The sequence below is a fragment of the Burkholderia sp. RF2-non_BP3 genome (genome assembly GCF_001522185.1).
Classification (GTDB): Bacteria; Pseudomonadota; Gammaproteobacteria; order Burkholderiales; family Burkholderiaceae; genus Burkholderia; species Burkholderia diffusa.
Window position 1 is genome coordinate 140,235 of record NZ_LOSU01000076.1, and the last position, 14,358, is coordinate 154,592.

11 protein-coding genes are annotated in these 14,358 nt (G+C 67.3%); 7 read left to right on the top strand and 4 right to left on the bottom strand.

Annotated features, from left to right (window positions below; genetic code table 11):
* Positions 1-15 precede the first annotated feature (15 nt).
* The 6 genes from WS45_RS32495 to WS45_RS32520 all read left to right on the top strand — a co-directional run bounded on the left by WS45_RS32495 (position 16) and on the right by WS45_RS32520 (position 7,622).
* Positions 16-924: a DMT family transporter gene (locus tag WS45_RS32495; protein WP_059703450.1), complete on the top strand. Its 909-nt coding sequence runs from the start codon at positions 16-18 to the stop codon at positions 922-924.
* Between the two features lie 152 nt (positions 925-1,076).
* Positions 1,077-2,258, top strand: a complete 1,182-nt coding sequence (locus tag WS45_RS32500) for an aminotransferase-like domain-containing protein (protein WP_059600352.1) — start codon at positions 1,077-1,079, stop codon at positions 2,256-2,258.
* 42 nt (positions 2,259-2,300) lie between these two features.
* Positions 2,301-2,759 carry a RidA family protein gene (locus WS45_RS32505; protein WP_006478174.1) on the top strand — a complete coding sequence of 153 codons (459 nt, stop codon included), beginning with the start codon at positions 2,301-2,303 and terminating at the stop codon, positions 2,757-2,759.
* Between the two features lie 13 nt (positions 2,760-2,772).
* On the top strand, positions 2,773-3,654 hold the full coding sequence (locus WS45_RS32510) for a PhzF family phenazine biosynthesis protein (protein WP_059703455.1): 882 nt from the start codon (positions 2,773-2,775) through the stop codon (positions 3,652-3,654).
* 217 nt (positions 3,655-3,871) lie between these two features.
* Entirely contained in the window at positions 3,872-6,211 is a 2,340-nt protein-coding gene (locus WS45_RS32515; protein ID WP_059527386.1) for a bifunctional diguanylate cyclase/phosphodiesterase, read from the top strand.
* A gap of 196 nt (positions 6,212-6,407) precedes the next feature.
* The gene (locus WS45_RS32520) at positions 6,408-7,622 is read left to right on the top strand and encodes a chromate transporter (RefSeq protein WP_059703457.1); all 1,215 of its coding nucleotides are present in this window, start codon (positions 6,408-6,410) and stop codon (positions 7,620-7,622) included.
* A gap of 36 nt (positions 7,623-7,658) precedes the next feature.
* On the opposite strand, the gene WS45_RS32525 is transcribed toward WS45_RS32520, so the two are convergent.
* Entirely contained in the window at positions 7,659-8,105 is a 447-nt protein-coding gene (locus WS45_RS32525; RefSeq protein ID WP_059527391.1) for a multidrug/biocide efflux PACE transporter, read from the bottom strand.
* Positions 8,106-8,217: 112 nt separating this feature from the next.
* Here WS45_RS32525 and WS45_RS32530 point away from each other — a divergent pair, with 112 nt between their 5' ends.
* Positions 8,218-9,102 (top strand): LysR family transcriptional regulator, encoded by an 885-nt coding sequence (locus WS45_RS32530; protein ID WP_059703459.1) that lies wholly within the window; start codon positions 8,218-8,220, stop codon positions 9,100-9,102.
* Positions 9,103-9,164: 62 nt separating this feature from the next.
* Here the strand turns inward: WS45_RS32530 and WS45_RS32535 are convergent, their stop codons facing one another.
* The 3 genes from WS45_RS32535 to WS45_RS32545 form a co-directional block, all read right to left on the bottom strand.
* Complete coding sequence (locus tag WS45_RS32535) at positions 9,165-9,623, bottom strand: CopD family protein (protein ID WP_059448642.1); 459 nt, start codon at positions 9,621-9,623, stop codon at positions 9,165-9,167.
* Between the two features lie 247 nt (positions 9,624-9,870).
* On the bottom strand, positions 9,871-12,192 hold the full coding sequence (parC, locus tag WS45_RS32540; protein WP_059703460.1) for a DNA topoisomerase IV subunit A: 2,322 nt from the start codon (positions 12,190-12,192) through the stop codon (positions 9,871-9,873).
* A gap of 62 nt (positions 12,193-12,254) precedes the next feature.
* The gene (locus tag WS45_RS32545) at positions 12,255-14,237 is read right to left on the bottom strand and encodes a DNA topoisomerase IV subunit B (protein ID WP_059527399.1); all 1,983 of its coding nucleotides are present in this window, start codon (positions 14,235-14,237) and stop codon (positions 12,255-12,257) included.
* Positions 14,238-14,358 lie beyond the last annotated feature (121 nt).

Consider the following 14,358-nt stretch of genomic DNA (forward strand, 5'->3'; position numbering starts at 1 on the left):
GGAGACACCCATTTCATGAATTCGCGCGAAACCCGGGGCATGCTGCTCGGCCTCATCGGCGTGATGATCTTCAGCCTGACGCTGCCGATGACGCGTATCGTCGTCTCCGAACTCAACCCGCTGCTGAACGGTCTCGGCCGCGCGCTCGCCGCGTCGGCGCCGGCCGGCCTGCTGCTGTGGTGGCGCCGCGAACGGCTGCCGACCCGCGCGCAGCTGAAAAGCCTCGCGGTCGTGTCGGCCGGCGTGATCATCGCGTATCCGGTGTTTTCCGCCTGGGCGATGAAAACCGTGCCGGCCTCGCACGGCGCGGTCGTCAACGGGCTGCAGCCGCTGTTCGTTGCACTGTACGCGGCGTGGCTGTCGCACGAGCGGCCGTCGAAGGCGTTCTGGGCCAGCGCGCTGGCGGGCAGCGCGCTCGTGATCGCGTTCGCGCTGCGCGACGGCGGCGGCACGGTGCAGGCCGGCGACGCGCTGATGCTCGTCGCGGTCGGCATCGGCGCGCTCGGCTATGCGGAAGGCGCGCGCCTCGCGCGCCAGATCGGCGGCTGGCAGGTGATCTGCTGGGCGCTCGTCGTGTCCGCACCGTTCCTGGTGCTGCCGGTCGGCTGGCTCGCGTGGACGCAGCACGTCGCGCACCCTGCCCCGCTCGCGTTGCGCACGTGGCTCGCATTCGGCTACGTGACCCTTTTTTCCCAATTCATCGGCTTTTTCGCGTGGTACGCCGGACTCGCCATGGGCGGCATCGCGCGCGTCGGCCAGGTGCAGTTGCTCCAGATCTTCTTCACGATCGCCTTTTCCGCGCTGCTGTTCGGCGAGACGGTGACGCCGTCGACGTGGCTGTTCGCGGCCGCCGTGATCGCGACCGTGATGCTCGGCCGGCGCTCGGCGGTGGCCACGGCCCCGCGTCCCGCTCGCGCCGGTTGATGAGGTGCGCCATAATGTTCGCTTTGCCTGAACGGTTTTGCCCACCCGGCCGCGACGGCCCGGTCGCGCTCCCGCACGCCCACCCGGCCGCGTCGACGCGATCAGCCCGATCGACCTTTCTTGACTGACCACGATATCCGAACGAGGAGACTATGAATCCGAGCGACCTGCATCCGCCGCACTGGCAGCTTTCCGAACGCGCCCGCAAGCTGACGAGCTCTGCGATCCGCGAGATCCTGAAGGTCACGGAACGCCCCGAGGTCATCTCGTTCGCAGGCGGCCTGCCCGCTCCCGCGACGTTCCCGGCCGAACGCATGCGCGCCGCGGCCGACCGCGTGCTGCGCGATGCGCCCGCCGCCGCACTCCAGTACAGCGCGACCGAAGGCTACCTGCCGCTACGCGAATGGATCGCCGAGCGCTACAGCGTGCGCGTGTCGCAGGTGCTGATCACGACCGGCTCGCAGCAGGCGCTCGACCTGCTCGGCAAGGCGCTGATCGATCCGGACAGCCCGATCCTCGTCGAAACCCCGACCTACCTCGGCGCGCTGCAGTCGTTCTCGCTGTACGAGCCGCGCTACGTTCAGGTGCCGACCGACGAGCTGGGCCTGCTGCCCGAAGGCCTCACGCCCGACCTGACGCAAGGCGCGCGCCTGCTGTACGCGCAGCCGAACTTCCAGAATCCGACCGGCCGCCGCCTGCCCGTCGAGCGCCGCCGCGCGCTCGCCGCGTTCGCGCAGTCGAGCCCGTTCCCGGTGCTGGAAGACGACCCGTACGGCGCGCTGAACTACCAGGGCGAGCCGCTGCCGACGATGCTGTCGATGGCGCCCGACCATATCGTGCACCTCGGCACGTTCTCGAAGGTGCTCGCGCCGGGCCTGCGGATCGGCTACATCATTGCCCCCGAGGAACTCCACTTCAAGCTCGTGCAGGCCAAGCAGGCCACCGACCTGCATACGCCGACGCTCACGCAGCGCATCGCGCACGAAGTGATCAAGGACGGCTTCCTCGACGAGCACATCCCGACGATCCGCCAGTTGTACGGCGCGCAATGCGAAGCGATGCTCGCGTCGCTCGCGCGCCACATGCCGGAAGGCGTCACGTGGAATCGCCCGGACGGCGGCATGTTCATCTGGGTGAACCTGCCCGCGCAGATCGACAGCATGAAGCTGCTCGAAGCCGCGGTCGCCAACCACGTCGCCTTCGTGCCGGGCGCGCCGTTCTTCGCGAACGACCCGCAGCAGAACACGCTGCGCCTGTCGTTCGTGACGGTGCCGCCGGAGAAGATCGAGGAAGGCGTCGCGCGTCTCGGCAAGCTGCTGCGCGAGCGTCTCTGATCCCCTTTTTCCTGTCACGACTCTCAACGAGGAATCGAACACATGGCTAACGTCTACGACAAACTGAAGTCGCTCGGCATCGAACTCCCGACCGCCGGCGCACCGGCCGCCGCCTACGTGATGAGCGCGCAAAGCGGCAACACGGTCTACCTGTCGGGCCACATCGCGAAGAAGGACGGCAAGGTCTGGGCCGGCAAGCTCGGCGCGGATCTGCAGACGGAAGACGGCAAGGCGGCCGCCCGCTCGATCGCGATCGACCTGCTCGCGACGCTGCACGCGCACACCGGCGACCTGAACAAGGTCACGCGCATCGTGAAGCTGATGAGCCTCGTCAACTCGACGCTCGACTTCACCGAACAGCACGTCGTGACGAACGGTGCGTCGGAACTGATCGCCGAAGTGTTCGGCGACGCAGGCAAGCACGCGCGTTCGGCGTTCGGCGTCGCGCAGATTCCGCTCGGCGCGTGCGTCGAGATCGAACTGATCGCCGAAGTCGCGTAACGGGCGCATCGAGATGACCGGTCGTCTCGTCCGCTTCAAGCAGGTCGACGTCTTCACGTCGGTGCCGTTCAAGGGCAACCCGCTCGCCGTCGTGTTCGACGCCGATTCGCTCGGCGACGACGCCATGCTCGAGATCGCCCGCTGGACGAACCTGTCGGAAACGACGTTCGTCTGCACGCCGACCGATCCGGACGCCGACTACCGCGTACGGATCTTCACGACGGCCGGTGAACTGCCGTTCGCCGGCCACCCGACGCTCGGCACCGCGCATGCGTTCCTGGAAAGCGGCGTGCGGCCGCGCACGCCGGGCCGGCTGATCCAGCAGTGCGGGGTCGGCCGGGTGGCGCTGCGCGAGCAGGCCGGCGGCTGGGCGTTCGCCGCGCCGCCGGCCCGCGTCACGCCGCTCGACCGTTCGGACTACGCGGCGCTGGTTGCCGCGTTGCGCAGCGACGCGATCGACCTGGAAGCCGAGCCGTGCGCGGTGGACAACGGCGCGCCGTGGCTGGTCGTGCGGCTGAAGTCGGCCGACGCGTGCATCGGTCTGTCGCCGGATCCGGCCGCGCTGGAGGCGCTCACGCACCGCTACGGTATGGACGGCCTCGCGGTCTACGCGCCGCACGCCGAAGGCGGCCCCGCGACGTTCGAAATCCGCTGCCTGATGACGGGCGGCAACTTCGGCTTCGGCGAGGACCCGGTCACCGGCAGCGCAAACGCCGCGCTGGCCGGGCTGCTGACGCGGCAGGAACGCCGCCCCGGCCCGTCGTACACGGCCCGCCAGGGTACGGCGATCGGCCGCGACGGCCGCATCTCCGTCAGCTATGACGAAGATGGCACCACGTGGATCGGCGGCCACGTCGTCACGGTCGTCGACGGCACCTTCCGGTCGCCCGTGTAACATTTCGCGATGTGCGCTGGCGCCGGCCCGCCCGGCGCCCCTACGATTCGCCCAACTATCGCAAAAACGTTCCAGCCAGTAATATCGGGCCTAATCCGTTGTTTCGGAGGTCTGTCCATGGTTGCGTGTCCCGCGAACGAACAGACGTCGGGACAACCCGAACCATAGCCAGCCATCCTGACGGATGACGCACGCGAGCAGGACGCCGCCCTCTCAGATGAGCTCCGCCCGGTCAAACCACACGCCGCCGACCCGACCGCTGCGCGCGCCGCGCAAGTCGCGCCGGCGCGCGCTGTTCGCGATCCCGCTGCTCGGGATGCTGGCGCTCGCGCTGCTGTGGGCGGTGATCGTCGCGCGGCTGTCGGTCGAAAAGGACAGCGCATACAAGGAAGCGGCGGCTTCCGCGGCGATCCTGTCGTCCGCGCTCGAACAGCACACGGTCAAGGCCATCCATCAGGTCGACCAGATCACCCGCTTCGTCAAGTTCGAATTCGAGAAATCGCCCGCGCATTTCAACCTCGCGAGCGCGGTCGAAAAAGGCGTCGTGCCGAGCGACACGCTGATCCAGGTTTCGCTCGTCAACGCGAAGGGCGTCCTGTTCGCGAACACGGCCGAACTCCATCCGAAGCCGATCAACCTGGCCGACCGCGAGCACTTCAAGGTCCACCTCGCGCACAACGACGATCGCCTGTACATCAGCAAGCCCGTGCTCGGCCGCGTGTCGAGCCACTGGACGCTGCAGATGACGCGGCGCCTGAACAATCCGGACGGCAGCTTCGCGGGCATCGTCGTGGTGTCGGAAGACCCGAGCTACTTCACGAACGACTTCTACAACAACGCGGCGATCGGCAAGGAAGGCGTGATCGCCGTGGTGTCCGACACGGGCACCGTCCTCGCGCGGCGAACCGGCTCGCTCAACAACGCGCCCGGTGCGTTCTCCGCGTCGGGCGTCTATCCGATCGCCGAGCGCGTGACGGGCACGATCATCGACCCGATCGACGGCGTGACGCGCATCGTGTCGTACCGCCACCTCGACGGCTATCCGCTCGCGGTGATGGTCGGGCTGTCGCAGTCCGAGGAATTCGCGGACTACTACCACACGCGCAACGTCTATCTGCTGATGACGAGCTTCATCACGCTCGCGATGCTCGCATTCTTCGGCGTCGCGACGGGGTTGATCGGCAAACTGCTCGGCCGCGAGCGCGAGATGACCCAGCTCGCCGAATACGACCTCCTCACCGGCCTCGCGAACCGCTATGCGACGCTGCGCGGGCTGCGCAACGACGTGTCGATGCCGGCCAGCCTGTCGCGGCTCGGCCTGCTGTTCATCGACCTCGACAACTTCAAGACCGTCAACGACACGCTCGGCCACAACGCCGGCGACATCGTGCTGCAGATGACCGCGTCGCGCCTGTCGGATGCCGTCGGCGACGAAGGGTCGCTCGCACGGATCGGCGGCGACGAGTTCGTCGTCGTGATGAAGGGCGACGACGTCGAACGGCGCGCGGTGCGGCTCGCGGAAGCGATCATCCGGATGTTCGCCGAGCCGTTCGACGTGCGCGGCAGTTCGTTCGTGCTGCACGCGAGCATCGGCATCGCGCTGCACACCGTCGCGAACGAAAGCGAGATCGACCTGCTGAAGAAGGCCGACCTCGCGATGTACAGCGCGAAGGACGCGGGCAAGAACTGCTACCAGTTCTACGCGCCGCACCTGTCGCATCGCGCGGACCACCTGATGCGCTGGGAACAGCAATTGCGCGTCGCGCTCGCCGAGGGGCAGCTGTTCCTCGCCTACCAGCCGAAGATCGACCTGACGCACCGCACGATCACCGGCTTCGAGGCGCTCGCGCGCTGGGATCACCCCGAGCACGGCATCATCTCCGCGAACGAGTTCATTTCGATTGCCGAGTCGACGGGCCTGATCGTGCCGATCGGCGACTTCGTGATCCGCACCGCGTGCGAACAGATCGCGCGCTGGCGCGACGACGGCCACGACACGCTGACGCTCGCGGTCAACATCTCGCCGGTGCAGTTCTGGCGCGGCGACCTGATCGAGACGATTTCGCAGGCGCTGCAGGACACCGGCATCGAGGCGAACCGACTCGAAATCGAGATCACCGAGACCGCGATGATGGAATATCCGGAGCTCGTGTCCGAGAAGATCGTCGCGTTGAAGAAGCTCGGCATCCGGATCGCGCTCGACGATTTCGGCACCGGCTATTCGTCGCTGTCGTACCTGCACCGCTTCTCCGTCGATACGCTGAAGGTCGACCGCTCGTTCGTGCAGGCGATCCCGAACGATCGCAGCGTGTGCGTGATGGTGTCGTCGATCGTGCATCTGGCGCGCTCGCTCGGCCTGACGGTGGTCGTCGAAGGCACCGAAACCGAGGAGCAGATCGCGTGGCTGTCCGCGCTCGGCGAGATCGAGGCGCAGGGCTTCCTGTTCTCCCGCCCCGTGCCGGCCGACGCGATCCCGGCGCTGATCGCGCGCTTCGGCGTGCGCGGCGACCGGCCGAGTGTCCTCGCGCACCGCGCAACCGGCAGCACGGGCGCCTGAGCCCGCGGCCCGCGCGGCCATGTTGCGCAGCACACCGATTATTTCGGTTTCCGATCCGGTTGTTTAGTTCATTAACTAGCGTTTTCGCGCATGGCAGTGTCACGATGCGCGGCGGACAATCGGGAGGGCCATCGTGTCGGCGGGCCGCCGGCACGTTTCCACGCGCGAGACCAGGCCCAGCGCCAACAGCACCGTCATGACAACCATCGAAGTCGAAGCGGCCGAACGTGTCGAACAGACACAGGCATCCCTATGGGCCTTGTTCAAGGTCGTGGCCGGCATTTCCGCCGTGTCGTGGGGCGGGCTTTCGATGATGGCGCAGCTCGAACGCCACTACGTCGACCGGTTGCAGCGCATCGAGCCGCACGTGTTCGCCGATCTCGTCGCCCTTGCATGGCTCGTGCCAGGCCCCGTCGGCTGCAATGTCGCGGTGCAGGTCGGCCAGACGCTGCACGGCCGCATCGGCGCATGGATCGCCGGCATCGCGAGCGTGCTGCCGTTCTCCGTGCTGATGACGCTGTTCGCGATCTTCTACCGCACGCCGATCGTGCGCTCGCTCGCCGCGCCGATGCTGATCAATCACTTCGGGATGGTGCTTGCCGCGCTGATCGGCGTCACGTGGGTCAAGCAGTTGCGCACGCTCGCGAGCACACGGCTCGAACGGTCGATCGCCGCGCTCTCGACGATTCTGCTCGCTTTCGCGCATAGTCCGGCCGCTTTCGTCGGGATTCTCTTCGCTGCGTTCGCTGCCGGCTGGCTGACCGGGCCGCCGCAACACGACGCGGTCGACTTCACGCTGTCCAAACGCGACCGAAACCTGCTCGTGCTGCTCGCCGTGCTCGTCGCGCTGTTCGCGCTGCCGCTGCCCGGCGACTACCAGGAGACGCTGCTGTGGCCGCGGCTCGCCGGCGCGGGCATGACGCTGTTCGGCGGCGGCTTCTCCGCGCTGCCCGTGCTCAAGACGCTGTTCGTGTCGCCGGCCACCGGCATCTCCGATCACGACTTCACGCTCGCGTTCGCGCTGTCGCCGGTGTCGCCCGGCCCGCTGCTGAACGTCGTGCCGTTTCTCGGCTACCTGACCGACGGCTGGACCGGCGCGCTGCTCGCGACCGCCGCGCTGTTCATTCCGTCGGGGTGTCTCGTCGTGTTCGCGCAGAACCATCTGTTCCGGCTCAAGCGCCACTCGCGCTTCGAGCACGGGATGCGCCTGCTGCGCGCGGCGACGACGGGTTTTCTCGTCGTCGCCGTCGTGAGGATCCTGCATCGCGAACCGGCCGATCCCGTCTACTGGCTCACGGGCGCCTTTGCGACGCTGTGCTTCGCGCGCTTCAAGGTGCCCGTGTACGCCGTCTACGGTGCGGTCGCGATCGTATGCGGCGGATGGCTGTTGTGGGCCGCCATCGCGCACTGACGGCAACCCCTCCCACCACCGCCGGACGATTGCCGCTCAGCTCGCCTGCACCGCGACGCGGCGCGCGACCCAACGTGCACGCAGCGCGTCGTACGCGAGGTTGAAGCAGAACGTGTACGGCAGGAAGAACAGCACGATGCCGAGGTCGAGCAGCAGCGCCTCGACGAGGCTCACGTTCAGCCACCACGCGGCCACCGGCACCACCATCGCGACGAGGCCGAGTTCGAACACGACCGCGTGCGCGATCCGCATCCCGAGCGTGCGCGTGAGGCCGGCGCGGCGCTCGAAACGGTCGAACAGCGTGTTGAACGTCATGTTCCAGGCCATCGCGATCAGCGACACCATCACCGTCAGCACGCCGACGTGCGACACCGGCATATCGAGCAGCCACGCGCCGATCGGCGCGCACAGCGCGATCGCCACCAGCTCGAACGTCAGCGCGTGAACGAGGCGTTCCGTCACCGTTTTGTTCATCTGTTTCATGGTTCCCTCCAATTCGGTTGTGCAGCAAATGTCGGCCATTTTGATCGGCGTGCCTGCATGAATCCAGTTTGATACCATCGGTTTTACCGATACAACGATGTGAGATCCACGCATGCGCCACGCCCCCGAAGCCCTGCTCGCCTTCGCCGAAGCCGCGCTGCTCGGCTCGTTCACGGCCGCCGCGCGCAAGCTCGGCAAGCGCCAGTCGACGGTGTCCGAAGCGATCGCGAACCTCGAGATCGATCTCGGCGTGCAGTTGTTCGACCGCTCGACGCGCACACCGACGCTGACCGATGCCGGACGCGCGCTGCTGCCGCAGGTGCAGCGCACACTGGAAGCCGGCGCGGCGATCGACCGCACCGCCGCGCGGCTCGCGCAGGGGGAGGAAGCACGGCTGACGCTCGTCGTGTCCGATACGTATCAATCGAAGCGTTACGAGGAAACCTTGATGGCGCTCGAGCGGCGCTTTCCGACGCTGGAACTCGAATGCCAGATTGCCGAACACGAGGACGTGCTCGACCTGATCCAGCAGGGCCGCGCACAGCTCGGGCTGATGGCCGCGCGCGCCGTCTACCCGCCCGATATCGGCGCGGCGACGGTGGCGGAGGAATCGGAGATCGGGCTGTTCGTCGGGCGCACGCACGCGCTGGCGGCCTGCGGCGACGCTGACGTGCCGCATTCGGCGCTGCGCGACGCGCGCGAGCTGCGCCTCAACACGTACGTGAAACCGGAGGATCGCGGCGCTGACGACCGGATCGTCATCGGCACGCAGCGCTGGCTCGCGCCGAGCTACCTGATGCTGCTGGAGATGGCGGTGCTGGGGTTCGGCTGGGCCGAGCTGCCGCGCTGGATGGTCGAGCACTTCGCGCGCGATCGCCTGTGCGAGCTGCGCTCGCGCGGCTGGCCGCGCCGCGTGCGGGTCGATGCGGTGTGGTCGCGCAACCGGCCGCTCGGCCCGGCCGGCGCGTGGCTGCTCGATGCGATGCTGGCCGCGTAGCGGCGCGCGGCATCGCGCCGGCGGCAGGCGCCGAACGGCGCCGCAAGGTCAGGTGTTCGCGATCAGAAGCCGCGCGACAGCACGGCCGCGCCGATCGTCACGACGCCGAGCACGAGGTTGACGACGACGAGCAGGCGCACCGTGTTCACCGCGCGCGCGCCGTCCGGCCAGTTCTGCGCCTGAACCGCGCGGCGGATGCGCGGGAACAGCGCAAAGCGGATGTGGCCGAAGATCAGCATCATCACGACACCGAGCCCCGCCATCGCGTGCAGCGTCCACGTCGCGTGCGCGCCGCCGAATGCTGTGAGCAGGAAACCGCCGGACAGCAGGATCACGATCACCGAGCCCGACACCCAGTTGAAGAAACGGCCGAACACGCCCTCGATCAGCGGCAGTCGCAACTGCGGCGTCAGGTCGGACAGCGCCGGGCGCAGGCAGAAGTTCGCGAAGACCATCCCGCCCACCCACACGGCGACGGCCAGCAGATGAAGAAACAGCGCGACGGCAACGGCGTGGGACATGGCGGCAATCCTGGTATGAGTTGTGTGCAACGAACGGCCGCGTCATGCGCGGTCTCGAGCGACGTTCGACCGGCGCGCCGCCGCGCGGTTCAGACCCCTGGCGGAATTTCACAATATTTTGCAAGTTCCGCGTGACGGCGCCACTCGCGCTTACCTGAGTATGTCGCGCAAAAAAGAACCGGCCGCACGCCCGCCGAAGCGGAGGTGCGGCCTTCGATGCCGGTCGAACCGGCCAACGGATGCGGCGTCAGCCGAGCAGCGGACGCAGCTCGTTGACGACCTTGAGCTTCGTTTCCGGCGCGCGGCCCTTGCGTGCACGCTTGCCGACGTGCGGCGCGAGCCCCGCGTACGACAGCGTTTCGTCCTGCGCCTTGCCGCCGCGACCGGTGCCGATCAGCACCACGCCGGCCGGGTCGATCGCGAGCGCCTGCACGAGCGTTTCCTTGTCGTCGAGCGCCATCAGGATCACGCCGCGACCGCCGCCCGACAGCGTCTTCATCTCGTCCATCCCGAACACCAGCAGACGGCCGCCGCTCGACAGACACGCGACCTGCGTCGCGTTCGGCAGCACGGGCATCGGCGCGAGCGGCACCGCGCCCGCATCGATGGTCATGAACGACTTGCCGGCCTTCACGCGGCTCACCATGTCGCCGACCTTCGCGAGGAAGCCGAAGCCGTTGCTCGACGCGAGCAGCAGTTGCTGGTCGGCCGGCGCCGCGTAGTAGTGCATCAGGTGCGAGCCCGACTCGAGCTCGATCAGCGACGTCACCGGCACGCCGTCGCCGCGCCCGCCCGGCAGCACCGACACGTCGACCGAGTACACGCGGCCGCTGCTGCCCCACGCGATCAGTCGATCGGGCGTGCGGCACTGGAACGCCGCATACAGGTGATCGCCTGCCTTGAACGAGAAACCGGCCGGGTCGAGCCCGTGCCCCTTCAGCGCACGCACCCAGCCCTTCTGCGACACGACGACCGTCACCGGCTCGTCGACGACCTTCGCCTCGAACGTCGCGCGCTTCTCCTGCTGGATCAGCGTGCGGCGATCGTCGCCGTACTGCTTCGCATCGGCCTCGATCTCCTTGATCATCAGCCGCTTCATCGCGCTTTCGTTCGCGAGCAGCTCCTCGAGCTTCGCCTTCTCGTCGCGCAGCGCCTCGAGTTCCTTCTCGATCTTGATCTTCTCGAGCCGCGCAAGCTGACGCAGGCGGATTTCGAGGATGTCTTCGGCCTGGCGGTCGCTGAGACCGAACGCGCTCATCAGCGCGGCCTTCGGCTCATCCGACTCGCGGATGATGCGGATCACCTCGTCGATGTTCAGGAAGACGATCATCCGCCCTTCGAGGATGTGGATGCGGTCGTCGACCTTCGCGAGACGATGGCGGCAGCGGCGCGTCATCGTCAGCTGGCGGAACTTCACCCATTCGTCGAGGATCGTCAGCAGCCCCTTCTGGCCCGGCCGGCCATCGGCGCCGATCATCACGAGGTTCAGTGTCGCGTTCGACTCGAGGCTCGTGTACGCGAGCAGCGTGTTCACGAATTCCGTCTGGTCGATCGTGCGCGACTTCGGCTCGAACACGAGCCGCACCGCCGCTTCCTTGCCCGACTCGTCGCGCACCGCGTCGAGCAGGTCGAGCATCGCCTTCTTGGTGTTGAGCTGCTCGGGCGTGAGCGTCTTCTTGCCGAGCTTGAGCTTCGGGTTGGTGAGTTCCTCGATTTCCTCGAGCACCTTCTGGCCCGACGTGTTCGGCGGCAGCTCGGTGACGACCAGCTGCCACTGGCCGCGCGCGAGATCTTCGATCTTCCAGCGCGCGCGCACCTTCAGGCTGCCGCGGCCGCTTTCATAGGCCGCCGCGATTTCGGTGTCGCTCGAGATGATCTGGCCGCCGCCCGGGAAGTCCGGGCCGGGGATCAGGTTCATCAGCTCCGCATGCGTGAGCTTCGGATTGCGGATCAACGCGACCGCCGCCGCCGCGACCTCGCGCAGGTTGTGCGACGGAATCTCGGTCGCGAGACCGACCGCGATGCCCGACGCGCCGTTCAGCAGCACGAACGGCATGCGGCTCGGCAGCGTCTTCGGTTCCTCGAACGAGCCGTCGTAGTTCGGCATGAAGTCGACCGTGCCCTGGTCGATCTCGTCGAGCAGCAGCTTCGAGATCGGCGTGAGCCGAGCTTCGGTGTATCGCATCGCCGCCGCGCCGTCGCCGTCGCGCGAGCCGAAGTTGCCCTGCCCGTCGATCAGCGGATAGCGCAGCGAAAAATCCTGCGCGAGACGCACGAGCGCGTCGTATGCCGACTGGTCGCCGTGCGGGTGGTATTTACCGAGCACGTCGCCGACCACGCGCGCCGACTTCACCGGCTTCGCGTCCGGGCCGAGGCCCATTTCGTTCATCGCGAACAGGATCCGGCGCTGCACCGGCTTCTGGCCGTCGCACACGTCGGGCAGCGCGCGGCTCTTCACGACGCTGACCGCGTAGCTGAGGTACGCCTGCTCCGCGTAGTTGCCGAGCGTCAGCGCATCGGCGTCCGGTGCGTCGGATCCGGCGAAGAGATCGGAAGTATTGTCGTCCATCTGAATTCCGTATTCGTAAGTGGCGTGAGGCCGGGCCGGGCGTCATGCCCGGCCGCGCGGGTTTAGATGTCCGCTTCGACGTCGTTGCCCTTTTCCTCGAGCCAGCCGCGTCGCGCGGCTGCCTCGCCCTTGCCCATCAGCATGGTCATCCGCGCGACGGTCGCCTCGTAGTCGAGTTCGCCGAGCTTCACCGGCATCAGGCGGCGCGTGTCGGGGTTCATCGTCGTGTCCCACAACTGCTCCGCGCTCATTTCGCCGAGACCCTTGAAGCGGCTGATGCTCCACTGCGTTTCGCGCACGCCGTCCTTGCGCAGCTTGTCGAGCGTCGCCTCGAGTTCGCCTTCGTCGAGCGCATAGAGCTTCTGCGCGGGCTTCTTGCCGCGCGCGGGCGCATCGACGCGGAACAGCGGCGGCCGCGCGACATGCACGTGACCGCGCTCGATCAGCTGCGGGAAATGCTTGAAGAACAGCGTGAGCAGCAGCACCTGGATGTGCGAGCCGTCGACGTCCGCGTCCGACAGGATGCAGATCTTGCCGTAGCGCAGGTTCGACAGGTCGACTGTGTCGTCCGGGCTGTGCGGATCGACGCCGATCGCGACCGAGATGTCGTGCACCTCGTTGTTCGCGAACAGGCGGTCACGCTCGGTTTCCCATGTGTTCAGCACCTTGCCGCGCAGCGGCAGGATCGCCTGGTATTCCTTGTCGCGGCCCATCTTCGCGGAACCGCCCGCCGAGTCGCCCTCGACGAGGAACAGTTCGTTGCGCGCGATATCTTCCGTCTCGCAGTCGGTCAGCTTGCCCGGCAGCACCGCGACGCCCGAGCTCTTGCGCTTCTCGACCTTCTGGCCGGCGCGCGTGCGCGCCTGCGCCTGCTTGATCACCAGTTCGGCGAGCTTCTTGCCGTGCTCGACGTGCTGGTTCAGCCACAATTCGAGCGCCGGACGCGAGAACGACGATACGAGCTTCACCGCGTCGCGGCTGTTCAGGCGCTCCTTGATCTGCCCCTGGAACTGCGGATCGAGCACCTTCGCGGACAGCACGAACGACACGCGCGCGAACACGTCTTCCGCGAGCAGCTTCACGCCCTTCGGCTGCAGGTTGTGCAGTTCGACGAAGCTCTTGACCGCCTGGTAGAGACCGTCGCGCAGGCCCGACTCGTGCGTGCCGCCGGCCGGCGTCGGGATCAGGTTCACGTACGACTCGCGCACGAGCGATCCTTCCTCGCTCCAGGCGACGACCCACGACGCGCCTTCCCCTTCGGCGAAGGTTTCGTCGGTCGAACGCGCATCGGCGAAGCGCTCGCCTTCGAACAGCGGAATCAGCAGCTCGCTGCCGTTCATCTCGTCGAGCAGGTAGCCGCGCAGGCCGTCCTCGTACTTCCACGCCTGGCGCTCGCCGGTCTTCTCGTTGACGAGCACGACCTCGACGCCCGGCAGCAGCACGGCCTTCGAGCGCAGCAGACGCTGCAGCTCGCCGAGCGGCAGGTTCGGCGAATCGAAATACTTCGGATTCGGCCAGACCTGCACGCGCGTGCCGGACTTCTTCTCGCCGCGGCCCGCGCCTTGCGTCGCGAGCGGCTTCACGACGTCGCCTTCGGCGAAGCCGAGCTCGGCGATCTTGCCGTCGCGCCAGACCGTCACGTCGAGACGCGTCGCGAGCGCGTTCGTCACCGACACGCCGACGCCGTGCAGGCCGCCCGAGAACGTGTACGCGCCGCCGGCGGCCTTGTCGAACTTGCCGCCCGCGTGCAGGCGCGTGAACACGATCTCGACGACCGGCACGCCCTCTTCGGGGTGCATCCCGAACGGGATGCCGCGGCCGTCGTCCTCGACCGACACCGACTGGTCGGCATGCAGCGTGACCGTGATCTGCTTGCCGTAGCCGCCGAGCGCCTCGTCGGACGCGTTGTCGATGACTTCCTGAATGATGTGCAGCGGATTTTCGGTACGGGTGTACATGCCGGGCCGCTGCTTGACCGGCTCGAGACCCTTGAGCACCTTGATCGATGCTTCGCTATAGGCCGCGCTGGGCTTCTTCGTTGACATAGGCGCTGAATTTCGTCATTCATCGGGACGTTGTCCACACCTCGTGTGGATAACGTCGTGGACAAAACGTTGAGTTCCGTAAAAAAGCGAATCGAAACAACGGTGTGCTTGGACTGCTCCG